This is a genomic window from Gammaproteobacteria bacterium, from assembly GCA_003696665.1.
Classification (GTDB): domain Bacteria; phylum Pseudomonadota; class Gammaproteobacteria; order Enterobacterales.
On sequence record RFGJ01000229.1, the window covers coordinates 1 to 14,740 of the forward strand.

The window sequence follows — 14,740 nt, forward strand, 5'->3', positions numbered from 1 at the left end:
CCCCTTGGATTCATCCGTCACCTGTATTTGAATGGCAATACCTTATGGATTGGAACACTGTCGGGTCTGTACCGCGTTCCCGACGTCAACATCGAACAACTACACGTTGAAAGGATGTTTGGCGCTATTGAACCACTGCAAAGCAATATTTATGCCATTCAACAGGATAGCGAAGGCGCTTTGTGGATTGCCACCAATCGTGGCCTGACTCGCATCTTCCCCGACACCGGCGATTTTCGGCATTTTTCAAGCGCTGACGGGCTCCAAAGCGAAGAGTTTAATGGCGATGCATCGCTTTTGGACTCCCAAGGACGCATGTGGTTTGCGGGGCCTTCAGGAGTCAACAGCTTTGTGCCTGGCAACTTTTCCATCAGCGATTTTGAGCCGCCGGTTTGGTTTACGGCAATCAAGACCAGTACGCAACACAAGACAATTCATCTGCCCGCGCTATTCAAGTCGATCACATTGGGCCCTTCTCAGGACATGCTCTCAGTCCGATTCGCCGCATTGGATTACACCAGTCCTGAACGCATTCAATACCGAATTCGTATGAACAACGAACAATGGGTTGATATTGGCCATCGCAATGAAATCGCCTATGCCAACTTAGCACCTGGTCGTTATATTCTGCAAGTGGCCGCATCCAATGCGGATGGGCGCTTTGGCGAACATTTTCGCGCACTCAGAATCGACATCACACCGCCTTGGTGGCAAACCACATCTGCCTACTTGGCTTATTTTGTGATTTTTATGCTGCTTGTTTGGGGATACATCCAATGGCGCAAACAAAAACTTGGAGAATCTCTCGAACATCAAAGGGAAGTCCGTAGGGCCAAGCGATGGCTGGAATGGGCGCTCTGGGGCACCGGTGACGCGCTTTGGATTTGGGATTTGATAAGCAATCGAACGAAACGTATTGGCCTGGAGAAATTGCTCGGCTATCAAGAAAACGAACTCACCGATGAATCCTCTCATCTAGAATGGCTGATACACCCAGAAGATCTCCCCAAGGTTGATGAGCTGATTCAAAAGCATCTGACCCACCCCGAAAGCAGCCATTTTGAAGCCGAATACCGAATGCGGGCGGCGGACGGAAGTTGGCGCTGGATCCTCGATCGAGGACGCGTGGTCGAGCACGACGAACATGGTCGTCCCCTCCGGGTGGCTGGTACATTTCGCGATATCACAGACAGAAAAAAAACGGAAGAAGAACTCAAGTTGTTTGCCCTCGTCATTCGGAATATGTCGGAGATGGTCGTGGTCACAGATGCGAACCTCAGGATTCTGTCCTTTAACCCAGCTTTTCAGACCACCCTTGCCGTCGACTCAGATAAACTCGAGGGGCAAAATCTTGCCGAGTTTATTGCGCCGATCAGAGCCACCAACCGTATCGTGTCGTGGCAAAAAGATATTGCGGTGGCTGGCCACTGGAGCGGTGAGTTGACCGTCGGTCCGGCAACGGAAAAAGCGCGTTATGTGTGGTCCGAAATGACGGCAATTTTTGACACACAAAGATCCCTAAGGTACGTGGTGTGCGTGATGACGGATTTGACCGACCAAAAGAAAGCGGAAGCCGAGTTGCACTATTTGACCCACTTCGACCATTTGACCCAGTTACCCAACCGGCTGATGTTTATGGAGTTGCTTGAAAAGGCCGTCGCCAAAGCCCGCAGGACCAATCATTGCGTAGGTGTTTTGTTAATTGAACTGGATAATTTCAAGCATGTCAATGATTCGCTCGGACACGATGCCGGTGATTTGTTGTTGCAGGCATTTGCTCAGAGAATGAAAGACAAGTTCTCGTCACAATATAAATTTTGCCGTCTCGGCGGCGATGAATTTGCCATCATTGCCGAGCACTTTAAGACGGGCGACTCACTGCAAACACTACTACAAGAGATTCGTGAACTTATCACTACGCCCTTTGATCTGAACGGCCAGGACGTGAATATTACTGTCAGTATTGGCATCAGCCTATATCCTGATGATGCCGAAGACGCCCGTTCACTGTTGAAATACGCTGATACGGCCGTGCACGCCGCAAAATCCAGTGGCCGGAATGCCTATCAATTCTACTCGCACGACATGAATCAGCGCATTACACGCCGGCTGGAAATTGAAGCAGCGCTGCGCCATGCGCTGGCGCGCAACGAATTTAGCTTGGTCTATCAACCCAAGTTTGACCTTATCAACGGCACCATCACCGGTGTGGAAGCGCTATTGCGCTGGAAAAGTCAGCAAATCGGCGATGTCCGACCCGATGAGTTTATCCCAATTGCCGAAGAAACCGGTTTGATCGATGACATTGGTACTTGGGTATTCGACCGCGCCTGTCAGGACGCCCTCACCTGGCAGGCGCAGTTGAACGAGCCGCTCAACATCGCCATTAACCTGTCGCCGCGTCAATTTAAAAGCCATGATCTCGTTGAGCAACTCCAACAGTCACTGCAAAAATACAATCTGTCTGCCACCCAGTTTACCTTGGAAATCACAGAGACGCTCCTAATGGAAAACGCAGAGCACACCATTCACATTTGTGATTCACTGAAGGCAACGGGGTTTCAATTGAGCATTGATGATTTTGGGACCGGCTACTCGTCGCTCAGTTATCTCAAGCGTTTTCCGATTGACTCGCTTAAAATTGACCGCAGCTTTGTCCGCGATATCATTGATGATATGGATGATGCGGCCATTACTTCAGCCATCATTGGTTTGGCCCACAATTTGGCGCTGGTGGTTGTTGCCGAAGGCGTGGAAACAGCACAACAGCTGGTCTTTCTGCGCGCATCAGGGTGTGATGAAATCCAAGGCTATCTGATTTCGCCACCAACCACTGCCGAAGACGTAATACGCATCGTCGAGAGTGCGCGTCGGGGCGAGTTTAACCGCTTTTTCCACCATTAGGGAGTGTCATACCCCCACTTAGGCACAAGGTCCTGTGCCACCCCCAAGTGCTCCAAAATGCGGGCAACGACAAAATCAACAAGTTGTTGTACCGATTTCGCTCCGTGATAAAACCCCGGACTGGCGGGCATGACCAAGGCGCCCAACTCGCTCAAAGTCAACATGTGGCGCAAATGCACCGAGTGCAGCGGCATTTCTCGGGGCACCACAATTAATTTTCCGCGTTCTTTCAGCACAACATCAGCGGCACGTTCCAGCAGGTTGTTACTGGCACCAGTGGCAATCGCTGACAATGTGCCAGTGCTGCACGGCACAACCACCATTCGGCGCGGCGCCGAACTGCCACTCGCGACTGGTGATAACCAATCCTGATTTGCATACACCTTAATCTGTCCGTCGGTCGCCCCGCATAGCTTGCCCAGCGTCTTTTCTGTCTGTTTTAAGTTCTTAGGCAACTGAATGCCAAGCTCCATGGCCAAAACCATTCTTGCCGCATCGGTTATCATCAGGTGCATTCTATGTTGGTGTTGCGCCAAAAGCTCCAATAACCGAATTGCGTAAATCGCTCCCGAGGCACCGGTAATGCCAATACTGATATCATCGTGACTGTGTGTCATTGTCTTGCTTCTAACCTCTCTGCGAGCCGCTGCGGAAACTGACCAAATCCACCATTACTCATGCTCACCACAATATCCCCACTGTCAAGGGCAGTGTCGAGCAAAGCCAACAACTGTTCAATGTCACGCACACTTTTGACTCGCTTCTCATCAATACCATCCGGTTGCCAACCCAGTGATTCTGGCAAATGAACCACCACCATGTCCGCAGCTTCCGCCGCAGGCACCAAAGTAGCCTTGTGTACCCCCATACGCATGGTATTTGAACGTGGATCGATAATCCCCCAAATTCGAGCATGTGGGAAAGCCGCGCGCGCGGCTAAGAGGGTCTTACGTATGGCCGTGGGGTGATGGGCAAAATCTTCAAAAATTTGTATGCCTGCCACATTTGCCACAGGTTGCATTCGTCGCGCCACGCCCACAAACTGTGTAAGCGCTTCTGCTGCAACGGCTGGCAACACCCCCACATGATAGGCCGCCGCCATGGCCGCCACCGCGTTGGCGATATTATGCTCGCCATACAGCGACCAACTGACCCGATGACGCTCCCCATTAGGCGCCCTAAATTCGAAACACTGACCATCCGCAGACACCAATCGATACTGCCAGTCGCCATCCTTTGCCCCAAATGTTCGAACGGTTGTCCAGCATCCCATTTCCAATACGCGGGTAATTTGATCATCACCTTCCGGCACAATAATTTGGCCATTGCCGGGCACCGTCCGCACAAGGTGGTGAAACTGCTTTCGAATGGCAGCCATATCTTCAAAGATATCCGCATGATCAAACTCAAGATTGTTAATGATGAGCGTACTGGGCCGGTAATGAATCATCTTTGACCGCTTATCAAAAAAAGCACTGTCGTATTCGTCTGCTTCGATGACAAAAAATTCACTCTCACCGAGTCTGGCCGAAACACCAAAGTTTTGTGGCACGCCGCCAATTAAAAAACCAGGGGCATAGCCAGCATGATCAAGTATCCAGGTGAGCATGGATGACGTAGTGGTTTTGCCATGCGTCCCGGACACTGCCAAAACCCAACGCTCGCGCAAAACGTGTTCGTATAACCATTGCGGCCCGGAAACCATGGCGAGCCGTCGATCCAGAATGTTTTCGAGCATTGGGTTGCCACGACTGATGGCATTACCAACGATGAAGCCATCAACCGCTGTGGGCGGTTCTCGTTCGTAGCCTTCATCAACCTTGATGCCCAACGCCTCAAGCTGGGTGCTCATTGGCGGATAGGTGTTCGAGTCCACTCCGGAGACGGTGTGGCCAAGCGCTTTTGCCAGCCGTGCGATCCCCCCCATAAACGTGCCGCAAATGCCCAAAATATAAAAATGCGCCATGATGAATGCTGAAATTGCGTCCAAACTGGCCTCATCATAATCACGACGATGACAGGCCACAAGGAAAACTGCATCCCGAACCTGATTCGGGTATCATTGAGGCGCTTTCGGTACACACAATAATTAGAAGGGTAACATCAGCCATGGCGAATGAAATTCCAAATGCTTTTTATGCACAATCAGGCGGTGTGACCGCCGTCATCAATGCTTCTGCTGCGGGCGTCATTGAAACGGCACGCCAGCATCCCGATAGAATTGGCAAGGTATACGCTGGACGAAACGGCATTATCGGCGCATTACTCGAAGACTTGATTGATACCTCGCTGGAAAGCGATGAAGCCATCGCAGCACTTAAGCATACGCCGTCAGGGGCTTTTGGCTCGTGCCGCTATAAGCTCAAGAGCCTCGAAGAAAACAAGGCTGAATACGAACGCCTGATCGAAGTGTTCCGTGCCCATAACATTCGGTATTTTTTCTACAACGGTGGCGGCGATTCCATGGACACCGCACATAAAGTTTCCATGTTGTCCGAGCGAATGAACTTTCCTATCCAATGCATCGGCATTCCGAAAACTGTCGATAACGATTTACCCATCACAGACAACTGTCCTGGCTTTGGTTCGGTCGCGAAGTATGTTGCTGTATCCATCAAAGAGGCGGCCTTCGACGTAGCATCGATGGCGAAAACATCGACCAAGGTCTTTGTTCTGGAGGTCATGGGCAGGCATGCAGGATGGATAGCAGCCGCGGGTGGCTTAGCCGCTGAAAGAGAAGGCGATGCGCCGCACGTCATTCTATTTCCAGAAATTCCATTTGACCAAGAAGCATTTTTAGCGCGCGTTAAGCACGCCGTCGAAACTTGGGGCTATTGTGCCTTGGTCGTTTCAGAAGGCGTTCGCACCGCCGATGGTCAGTTTTTGTCTGACGCTGGTACCACAGACGCTTTTGGCCACAAGCAGCTTGGCGGAGTGGCGCCACTCATTGCTCAAATGGTCAAACAACATTTGGGCTATAAGTACCATTGGGCGGTCGCCGATTATTTGCAACGGGCGGCCAGACACATCGCCTCAAAAACGGACGTCGAACAAGCATATGCTATGGGAAAAGCCGCGGTGGAAATGGCTCTGGCTGGAAAAAATGCGGTCATGCCAACGATCGAGCGCCTCAGTGATGCACCTTATCGATGGCAAGTTGGTGAAGCGCCGCTATCGGCCGTGGCCAACGTGGAGAAAAAATTACCTCGAGATTTCATCACGGCCGATGGTTTTGGCATCACGGAAAAAGCACGGCGTTACCTGCAACCATTGATCGAAGGCGAAGATTACCCGCCTTATGTCAATGGCTTGCCCTACTATGTGCGCCTAAAGAATATTTTGGTGCCTAAAAAACTGCCCGAAGACTTCACGCTCTGAGGACATGCGCGGAACCTGTCACCACTGCGGGTTCCGCAAATATTCCTGTTTAATCACGTCATTAAACACGTCAACATAGCGCCCGGGAAACTGGCGATCCCGCTCGCAGTTGATCAACCGAACGGCCGACAGAAGACTCTTTTTGTAGGGGCGATCCGGTCGATCAGAAGTCACCGCCATGAACGTATCCGCCAAGGCCAAAAACCATGCACCGGGGCAGTCACCTTCACCGACCAAACCCTCTAGATATCCCTTCCCGTCGAAGCGCTCGTGGTGTCTGAGCACAATTTCAGAGGCGATTTCGAACCCAGGGATTTGCCGCAACAAACCAGCTCCGACGCGAACATGGTTTTTGACGGTTTCCCACTCTTCGTGGCTTAAACTGCCTGCCTTTTCGCGAATTTCGCGGGGCACCAGCACCATCGAAAACTCATGCACCAACACCGCGGCATCAAGCTGGAGTGGCTCTAGGCTTTCGCCGCCCGCCGCTTGCCACGCAGAATTCAATCTTTGGCACAACTGCAATGTGCGCGCCATTCGTGTCATACGCCATGGCTCGTCATAATGGGCACTTTGGGCGAGATCATAAAAAAACTGTAGACGCTCATCTTTTGTGACTTCCGTCGTATGAGACTCGGATGACACCGTTGACTGCAGCTGGTAATCACCCCGTAAAATGCCAGCCAGAGCCTGCTGCGAAATGTCCCGCACTGGTACCTTGTCGGCTCCACCCACCGCATCAATCAGCCGCTGCAACTGCTCAAGCCTGCTGCCATCACATACTCCTGAACTCACCATCTCGCCAATCAGAGGTTCGATTTCATGAATCACTGCCTGAACAAACTTGCCCAACGGGTCACAATATTCAAGTTCACCATCTCGGACCCGAGCGACAATGTTTTCCAAATGGTGCAACACATCAACAAAGGGTTGCAAAAAGACCATATTACAATTGCCCTTGACCGAATGCACCGCGCGGAAAAAGCGGTGCAGCAATTCAGGGTTTGGATTGGTCTCAGACAATTGATCTAGACTGGCATCCATATCTTCAATGGCTTCTTGGATGCCTTGATAAAAGTCACCTTTCAGTTCATCGTCGAGCTCCGCAAACTCGGGACATGCCAATTCACTCATAGGCGCCTACTAATCCTGGGGAATATAAAAACCAGTATAATCGACTTCCCTGTCTCGTGCATATTTCCAGATTTGCTCAAAGTTCTATAAAAGTGGTGCAATCACCAGTGACACAATGGCCATCACATTAATCAAAATATTCATCGACGGGCCACTGGTATCCTTGAATGGATCGCCCACAGTATCACCGACCACAGTGGCCGCATGGGTGTCACTGCCTTTGCCCCCGTGATGCCCTTTCTCGACATGTTTCTTGGCATTATCCCAGGCGCCGCCTGCATTCGCCATTTTTAGTGCCAACACGACCGCCGATAGTAGGCCGCCAGCCAGCACACCACCTAACGCTTCACCACCCAGCGTGAAGCCAACCAATGGCGGTACGAGCACAGCAATCACGCCCGGCAGAATCATTTTTTTCAGTGCGGCAGTCGTCGCAATGTCAATACAACGGTCACTGTCAGGCTCTGCAGAGCCTTCCATTAGCCCTGGAATTTCTTTGAACTGGCGCCGAATTTCCCGAATCATTTCAAAAGCCGCATCGCCAACAGCGGTCATCGTAATGCTTGCAATCAGATAGGGAACAATGCCGCCGATAAACAATCCCATCAAAACGGTTGGATGGTCGAGCGCGAGGTTAAAGTCCGGATACTTGGCCCGCATCACCGCCTGATACGCCGAAATAATGGCCAAAGCCGCCAATGCCGCCGCGCCAATGGCAAAGCCCTTGCCAATCGCCGCTGTGGTATTGCCTAGCTCGTCCAAAGAATCCGTAATTTTTCGCGTCTCCTCACCGAGCCCGGCCATTTCGGCAATGCCGCCAGCATTGTCGGCCACAGGACCGTAAGCATCAATGGCCATGGTGATACCGACGGTCGACAACATGCCTACGGCGGCAATGGCCACGCCGTATAAACCAGCAAGATGAGTAGACACGAAAATAATGGCCACCACCAGCAGCACCGGGAACACAACGGACTGCTTACCAACCGCAAGGCCTTTGATAATGACTGTTGCCGCGCCAGTTTCACCTGACAGAGCGATATGTCGTACTGGCTTTCCTGAAGTGTAATACTCAGTGACTAGCCCAATGCCGATGCCGCCGATAGCGCCGCTCAAGACAGCCACCCATACGTGCCAATGAATTTGCAAATGTGTCAATACACCATAGGCCGCTAACATAAACAGAACAGCAGAGCCCACAGTGCCCGCCCTCAAAGCCACTTCAGGGCGACTGGTCGCCATTAACCGGACGACAAAAATGCCAATCACGGAACATAACAGACCCACCGACGCCAACATCAGTGGTAAAAACATCAGCTGTGATGCTTCACCCAACGCACCATTGGCCGTGCTAGCAGCGATGGCCATCGCGGCTATCATCGCACCACAGTAGGACTCGAAAATATCGGACCCCATACCAGCCACATCACCCACATTATCGCCAACGTTATCGGCTATCACGCCGGGATTACGCGGGTCATCTTCCGGAATTCCAGCCTCGACCTTACCCACAAGATCGGCACCAACATCCGCACTTTTCGTGTAGATGCCCCCACCGACACGGGAAAACAGTGCCACGGTCGACGCCCCCATGCCGAAACCGTGAATGGCTTCAGCATGTGTTGGATCAGCAGCGAACGCCAAATAAAGAACGCCAAGCCCCAAAAGCCCTAGCGCGGCCACACATAAGCCCATCACCGCACCACCGTAAAAGGCAACACTTAATGCCTGAGGGGCGCCCTGAGTTTGCGCCGCTACAGCCGTTCTCGTATTGGCACGAGTGGCGGTATACATCCCGAGGAAACCGGCCAAGGCACTGGCCAAGGCGCCAGTGAAAAAGGCAATTGTAGTTTTCGCACCCAAGAATATATAGAGAAACACTCCGACCACGAGCGCAAAGATGATTAGCATACTATATTCGCGACGCATAAAGACCATCGCGCCAGAATGAATTTTTTCACCAATCACCGCAACAAGACCTTCTCCCTCTGGAAATTGGCGAATTTTCCAATAGAGAAACCCGGCAAAGACAAGGCCCAATGCGCCAATCACGGCGGGCAAAAAATGTAGCGTCAGCATGTGTCCCCTCCCCTGACTATTTATTTTTTCTATGGCCTATGCCAACAAGTGATTTGTCCATAGGTCACTTTGAACTTACGCCGCCAACTCAAAATTTGCAACCAAAACCACAGGATACTCAATGTTGTCAACCACGTTGGATAGGAAACCGGGGAAAAACACTGTATAATGCGCGCCCTCAACAAGGTATGCTGCTTGATCGCAAGTAAGGAAGAACGATGAGCTTGAACAAAGTGCCTGCTGGCAAGAACATTCCGGAAGAAATCAATGTCATCATTGAAATTCCCGCACATGCGGATCCCATTAAGTACGAAGTCGACAAAGAGTCGGGCGCTATTTTTGTTGACCGATTCATGGCGACGTGCATGCACTACCCCTGTAACTATGGTTATGTGCCACACACACTGTCGGAGGACGGCGATCCAGTTGATGTGCTCGTACCAACGCCTTTCCCATTAATGGCAGGTTCAGTGATCCGCTGTCGCCCGGTCGGGGTCCTCAAAATGACGGACGAGAGTGGCGTGGACGCGAAAGTGATCGCAGTCCCCATTGGCGAGCTCACCTCGCTATATGATGAAATCGAAGAAGCCACCCAGCTGCCAAAATTGCTGCGCGATCAAATTATCCACTTTTTCGAGCACTATAAGGATTTGGAACCCGGTAAATGGGTAAAAGTAGAAGGCTGGGAAAACGCCGAAGCCGCAAAAGAAGAAATTCGTCAGAGCGTTGAACGCTACAACAACGCCACAGACAAACCCGCTTTCTAAGTCGAAAAGCGACAGCCCGGACCACGTCCGGGCTTTTTAGAGTCACTTAAGACAGCGCCTCCATCAAAATCTGCCGTGCTCTATGGTACTGCGCCTTGCTCGTGCCTTCGGCAATGCCTTCAAGCCTCGCGATCTCCTGATGTGCGTAACCATATTGTGCATAAAGCTGAAAAACGCGTTTTGCTTTTTCTGGCAGCGCTGCAATGGCACGCTTAATGTCTAGACGTTGTTCGGTTGAGGCAATGCTGTCGTCCGTCCCCAAACGAAAATCGACTGACTCAATAGAGACCCAGCTTTTGGCGCGGCGAAAGTGGCTAACCATGACATTGTGGGCAATCCTACGTAGCCAATGCAATAGGCTGCTATCTCCGCGGAAACTACGAATTGAACGCCATGCCTTGAGAAAGGCTTCCTGCGTGCAATCTTCCGCCAACACTGGTTGGCCACAAACGGCCAAACAACTTGCATAGACTTGTCGATAATGCGCGCGCGTCAATCGCGAAAAGGCTTCTCGATCACCTTGCTTTGCGCGCTCAATCAAACTTTGTTCGCATTCAGGCTTCATTCGCCCTCCTTAAACACAATCGCTTCCTTGCCTTCAACCTTAGCAGGCGACCGAATGACAAACTGTTACGAAATGTATGAAAGTTTTTACCGCCTTACCCTTGCGTCAACAGATTACGCAAGTCAATGACTGCCGCATTGGCGCGCGCAATGTACGAAGCCATAACCAACGAATGATTGGCCAGCAGGCCAAACCCGGAACCATTAAGAATCATCGGACTCCATACCGGTCGCTGGGTCGCTTCAAGCTCTCGTATGATCTGACGCAAACTTGCGGTGGCATTTTTCTTCTGGAGCACTGATGCAAAATCCTTTTCCACAGCACGCAAAATCTGCAATAAGGCCCAGCTGGAGCCTCGCGCCTCGTAAAATACGTCATCAATTTTCAACCACGGTGTCTTGACCCGGACCGCCTCTGACATCCGAGTGGAAACCTTTGCTGCCGGATCCCCTGACAAATCAATATTTTCACGTTCTTGCTGGACCGCGGCACTCAGTCTCTGTGACAAATTGCCCAGTCGTTTTTCCACCGTCCTCAACCAGTCCGCCAAATTATCCGCACGTGCATAGAACTGCGCATTTTGCTGATTTTCATCAGCCAACTTTTCGCGATATGCCTTCAAATAGCGAATGCCCTCAGCATACTCATCCTCGGCGGTCGGCATCATCCAACTTTCTCGATCGACATTGAAACGCGGTTCTGCTTGCTTAAGATCATTTTGCTCGACAGACTGTGATTGCGACCGGCTAAAGTCGTTACGTAGCGCCCGCACTAGGTCTCTCAACTGCACAAGCGCGCCATACTCCCAAGCCGGCATATCGTCCATGAACACGCCCGGCGGCATGATGTCATTTGAAATGAAGCCACCAGGCTTTTCCAGCAACGTACGCGCAATCCCAATCGCCGCATCTGTCGTGGATTGCCCAACCACTTGGGTTTCAGGAAACACTAAATCATCCGGCTCTTGACTCCAATAGACCGCAATCACATAGAAAAGCAAAATCAACACGGCCAAGAGACTTGGGATAAGCTTAAGCAACAACATCCGGCGAAATGACACGCGTCCGATTTCGGTAAGTCCTCTGTCTGCCATAGGCTTCCTTCTCTAACACTCAACTATGTTAATTTGGCTGTTCTGTGCTCACACGAAAACGCACCGGCCAGCATTGCTGTTCTGCGTCACAAAATTCAATTATCACTTCCGTCCCATCAGACAGTGGCTTGGTCAAACCCATCACCATGAGATGTTTCGCACCGGGCACCAAACGCACACTCCCCTCGGCCGGAATGGTTAATTCGCTCACATGGCGCATCGTCATTGTGCCTTTTTGATCACGCACAGTTTCGTGAATCATGCACTGCCCCAACTCAGGACACTTGACCTCTGTCACCACGATTGGGTGCTGACTTGGATTGAATAGCTCCACATATCCGGCTGTCATTCCAGCCCCCGGTGGCATCAAACGCAGCCACCCCTTTTGGCCAATGATGGCCGCGTGTCCGTTGGCCATCATGATCAATGCCAGACAAATGCTCAGATAGCGCATCCATTTTCACCCGTGTGCACACCGTCTGGGGACGGATCATAACAAAGTTCGTCACATCAAGGATAGAAAAAGCGCCTGAAAAAGCTAGTAACCCGGCTTCGGCTTGATGACACTCAAAATAAAGTAGATGACTAATGTCGGGACCGTGGCAACAAACAAACCTATCAATGCAATTAAACGAAGGACTGTAACATCCCAACCGCGGCTATACGCTAGCCATGCACAGACGCCCGAAATTTTTGCTCGATAACGCCCACTGTTTTCAAAACGATACATCGCCAAACTGTCTCCCTATACTTGCCCTACTCACCATCACAATTCAAAGACTGTGCCAACTGGAGCAAGGCGTGTTCTGGGCATTTAACTGATGGAATGCTGGCTTATCGCACCAATTATTGGCTTTTCTCACCGTGTGAACTGACAATTTCCAGTGCATTATGCAGCACCTCGACGCCTGCGCCCGGTTTGTGAGCATGCTGCGATAGATAGCGTCGCCATAGCTTCCCGCCCGGCTGTCCATGAAATAACCCAAGCATATGCCGCGTAATGGCACTCAGTCGAACACCTGCTGACGTCTGATGCTCAACATAAGGCAGCATCCGCCCTACGACCTCATAACGTGACGGCTTATCCAGCGCTATGCCAAATACGTGCTGTTCCACGTCTACAAGCACGTATGGCGTCTGGTAGGCGGCACGTCCCATCATCACCCCATCGACTTGCTGCAAATGTGATAGCACTTGCGCTAATTCAGTGATACCGCCATTGATTGTGATGTGATACGTCGGAAAGTCTTTTTTGAGTTGGTAAACACGCTCATAATGGAGTGGGGGCACTTCCCTGTTTTCTTTTGGACTTAACCCTGAAAGCCATGCCTTACGCGCATGAACGATAAAATGTCGTACGCCTGCCCGCGCGACAGTTTCTACAAACGTTTGCAAGAATTCGTAGCTGTCCTGATGATCAATACCAATTCTTGTCTTCACCGTCACCGGTCGATTGGTGACTTCCTGCATGGCCTGCACACATTCTGCTACCAAGGTGGGCTCTGCCATCAAACATGCACCAAAGCGCCCCGATTGCACCCTGTCGCTCGGACAACCCACATTTAAATTGTACTCATCGTAACCGAAAGATTCGGCGATGCGCACCGCTTCAGCCAATAAATCTGGAGCCGACCCGCCAAGTTGCAAGGCAACAGGATGTTCTTCTGGATGGAAAGCCAACAGCCGTTCAGGATCACCATGGACCAGCGCTTGCGCCGTGACCATTTCCGTGTACAACAAAGCATACTTGGTCAACTGGCGATGAAAATACCGGCAATGCCGGTCCGTCCAATCCATCATCGGTGCTACAGAAAAACGGCGAGATTGTTCAAGCGGTACATATTCCACTTGGCCCAAACGTTGTTCATGATTTCCCATAACTAAGCTCTTCGGCCGCGGTGATTTGGCCGTCGACAAAACGCCCATAACAAGTCCACTAATTTCACCATACTTTTTGCAATAGCTGCCATAATGCCCGTAACGCGGGAAACCATGGACCAAACAGTAGCCATGCGATCGCACACAGCAATATGGTGCTCTCCACGATCATTTTCCATAGCTCACGCTTTGTATGCTGACGACGATAACGAATCACGGCATGACTCAACAACCAGACCAGCGAGAAGATGCTCAAGCCTGTGAGTCCAAGTAGCATCACTTCACGCTGTGACAGATCAATGGCTGCCCCAGCCACAACACCGGGTAATAGATAGGCGGGTGCCCAAACCAAAGCAGATCCAATATTGACCAACATGAAAACGCCTGGCCGCATACCTGCCACACCGGCAATAAGCGGAATAAAAGCGCGCACTGGTCCAAAAAATCGCCCCAACGCTACGCTGGCAATACCATGTCGAGCAAAAAACACCTCCGCCCGTGACATCACCGCTTGGTGCTTTTTTATCCATGACCAGCTTCGAATTTGCGTTCGATAATGCCAGCCCAGCCAATAACCAGCGAATTCACCCACGACAGCGCCAGCGAATGCAAAGATCGTCATCGGCAAAAAGGGCAAATGGCCTTGACCAATCAACACACCCACGCCAACCAAGAACGCCCATCCTGGCACTGCTAATCCAAGAACGATCAGTGACTCTGCAAACGCGACGAAGCAAACAATCCAGCCTGCCAGCTCAGGGTGCTGCGACACCCAATCCAACCACGCATCAACGTTCACTCAATCGCACTCCAGACGATATCGTCCAAATTGGCAAGCGAATAGGCCTGCCGCTCTTTAAGTGTCATCCGGTGTCGATAGCCTAGTTCAGACATCAAATGCCGAATCAGACCAGGTTGAGTTTCGGCTAATGAACGTGGTCC

13 protein-coding genes are annotated in these 14,740 nt (G+C 51.3%); 3 read left to right on the forward strand and 10 right to left on the reverse strand.

Features of this window, described 5'->3' with window-relative positions; genetic code table 11:
* Nucleotides 1–2,904 (forward strand): EAL domain-containing protein (locus D6694_06480; GenBank protein RMH43851.1); only part of this gene is annotated, 2,904 nt, incomplete at its 5' end.
* Here D6694_06480 and D6694_06485 read toward each other — a convergent pair.
* Nucleotides 2,901–3,521, reverse strand: coding sequence for a UbiX family flavin prenyltransferase (locus D6694_06485; GenBank protein ID RMH43852.1), 621 nt, complete (start codon nucleotides 3,519–3,521; stop codon nucleotides 2,901–2,903). The two genes, D6694_06480 and D6694_06485, sit on opposite strands and share 4 nt — an antisense overlap.
* Complete coding sequence (gene mpl / locus D6694_06490; protein ID RMH43861.1) at nucleotides 3,518–4,870, reverse strand: UDP-N-acetylmuramate:L-alanyl-gamma-D-glutamyl-meso-diaminopimelate ligase; 1,353 nt, start codon at nucleotides 4,868–4,870, stop codon at nucleotides 3,518–3,520. The genes D6694_06485 and mpl overlap by 4 nt, the downstream gene beginning before the upstream one ends.
* A 143-nt stretch (nucleotides 4,871–5,013) precedes the next feature.
* Here mpl and D6694_06495 point away from each other — a divergent pair, with 143 nt between their 5' ends.
* Nucleotides 5,014–6,282, forward strand: a complete 1,269-nt coding sequence (locus D6694_06495; protein ID RMH43853.1) for a 6-phosphofructokinase — start codon at nucleotides 5,014–5,016, stop codon at nucleotides 6,280–6,282.
* Nucleotides 6,283–6,300: 18 nt separating this feature from the next.
* Here the strand turns inward: D6694_06495 and D6694_06500 are convergent, their stop codons facing one another.
* Both D6694_06500 and D6694_06505 read right to left on the reverse strand, forming a co-directional pair.
* Nucleotides 6,301–7,416: an HD domain-containing protein gene (locus tag D6694_06500; protein RMH43854.1), complete on the reverse strand. Its 1,116-nt coding sequence runs from the start codon at nucleotides 7,414–7,416 to the stop codon at nucleotides 6,301–6,303.
* Nucleotides 7,417–7,500: 84 nt separating this feature from the next.
* Nucleotides 7,501–9,495 carry a sodium-translocating pyrophosphatase gene (locus tag D6694_06505; protein RMH43855.1) on the reverse strand — a complete coding sequence of 665 codons (1,995 nt, stop codon included), beginning with the start codon at nucleotides 9,493–9,495 and terminating at the stop codon, nucleotides 7,501–7,503.
* 218 nt (nucleotides 9,496–9,713) lie between these two features.
* Here D6694_06505 and D6694_06510 point away from each other — a divergent pair, with 218 nt between their 5' ends.
* On the forward strand, nucleotides 9,714–10,262 hold the full coding sequence (locus D6694_06510; protein RMH43856.1) for an inorganic diphosphatase: 549 nt from the start codon (nucleotides 9,714–9,716) through the stop codon (nucleotides 10,260–10,262).
* Nucleotides 10,263–10,308: 46 nt separating this feature from the next.
* On the opposite strand, the gene D6694_06515 is transcribed toward D6694_06510, so the two are convergent.
* The 6 genes from D6694_06515 to D6694_06540 all read right to left on the reverse strand — a co-directional run bounded on the left by D6694_06515 (nucleotide 10,309) and on the right by D6694_06540 (nucleotide 14,597).
* Nucleotides 10,309–10,827: an RNA polymerase sigma factor gene (locus D6694_06515; GenBank protein ID RMH43857.1), complete on the reverse strand. Its 519-nt coding sequence runs from the start codon at nucleotides 10,825–10,827 to the stop codon at nucleotides 10,309–10,311.
* Nucleotides 10,828–10,921: 94 nt separating this feature from the next.
* Nucleotides 10,922–11,872: a DUF2333 family protein gene (locus D6694_06520; protein ID RMH43862.1), complete on the reverse strand. Its 951-nt coding sequence runs from the start codon at nucleotides 11,870–11,872 to the stop codon at nucleotides 10,922–10,924.
* Between the two features lie 76 nt (nucleotides 11,873–11,948).
* On the reverse strand, nucleotides 11,949–12,374 hold the full coding sequence (locus D6694_06525) for a copper chaperone PCu(A)C (protein RMH43858.1): 426 nt from the start codon (nucleotides 12,372–12,374) through the stop codon (nucleotides 11,949–11,951).
* Nucleotides 12,375–12,458: 84 nt separating this feature from the next.
* Nucleotides 12,459–12,650, reverse strand: coding sequence for a PspC domain-containing protein (locus tag D6694_06530; protein ID RMH43859.1), 192 nt, complete (start codon nucleotides 12,648–12,650; stop codon nucleotides 12,459–12,461).
* 116 nt (nucleotides 12,651–12,766) lie between these two features.
* Nucleotides 12,767–13,798 (reverse strand): tRNA dihydrouridine(20/20a) synthase DusA, encoded by a 1,032-nt coding sequence (gene dusA, locus D6694_06535; GenBank protein RMH43863.1) that lies wholly within the window; start codon nucleotides 13,796–13,798, stop codon nucleotides 12,767–12,769.
* Between the two features lie 64 nt (nucleotides 13,799–13,862).
* A complete protein-coding gene (locus tag D6694_06540; protein RMH43860.1) occupies nucleotides 13,863–14,597 on the reverse strand; it encodes a DedA family protein in 735 nt (244 codons plus the stop codon).
* Nucleotides 14,598–14,740: the final 143 nt, after the last annotated feature.

What these genes read in the sequence shown, in the direction of transcription:
- D6694_06485 (RMH43852.1), bottom strand. Translation starts at nt 3,521, where the DNA reads ATGACACACAGTCACGATGATATCAGTATTGGCATTACCGGTGCCTCG.
- mpl (RMH43861.1), bottom strand. Translation starts at nt 4,870, where the DNA reads ATGGCGCATTTTTATATTTTGGGCATTTGCGGCACGTTTATGGGGGGG.
- D6694_06495 (RMH43853.1), top strand. Translation starts at nt 5,014, where the DNA reads ATGGCGAATGAAATTCCAAATGCTTTTTATGCACAATCAGGCGGTGTG.
- D6694_06500 (RMH43854.1), bottom strand. Translation starts at nt 7,416, where the DNA reads ATGAGTGAATTGGCATGTCCCGAGTTTGCGGAGCTCGACGATGAACTG.
- D6694_06505 (RMH43855.1), bottom strand. Translation starts at nt 9,495, where the DNA reads ATGCTGACGCTACATTTTTTGCCCGCCGTGATTGGCGCATTGGGCCTT.
- D6694_06510 (RMH43856.1), top strand. Translation starts at nt 9,714, where the DNA reads ATGAGCTTGAACAAAGTGCCTGCTGGCAAGAACATTCCGGAAGAAATC.
- D6694_06515 (RMH43857.1), bottom strand. Translation starts at nt 10,827, where the DNA reads ATGAAGCCTGAATGCGAACAAAGTTTGATTGAGCGCGCAAAGCAAGGT.
- D6694_06520 (RMH43862.1), bottom strand. Translation starts at nt 11,872, where the DNA reads ATGTTGTTGCTTAAGCTTATCCCAAGTCTCTTGGCCGTGTTGATTTTG.
- D6694_06525 (RMH43858.1), bottom strand. Translation starts at nt 12,374, where the DNA reads ATGCGCTATCTGAGCATTTGTCTGGCATTGATCATGATGGCCAACGGA.
- D6694_06530 (RMH43859.1), bottom strand. Translation starts at nt 12,650, where the DNA reads ATGTATCGTTTTGAAAACAGTGGGCGTTATCGAGCAAAAATTTCGGGC.
- dusA (RMH43863.1), bottom strand. Translation starts at nt 13,798, where the DNA reads ATGGGAAATCATGAACAACGTTTGGGCCAAGTGGAATATGTACCGCTT.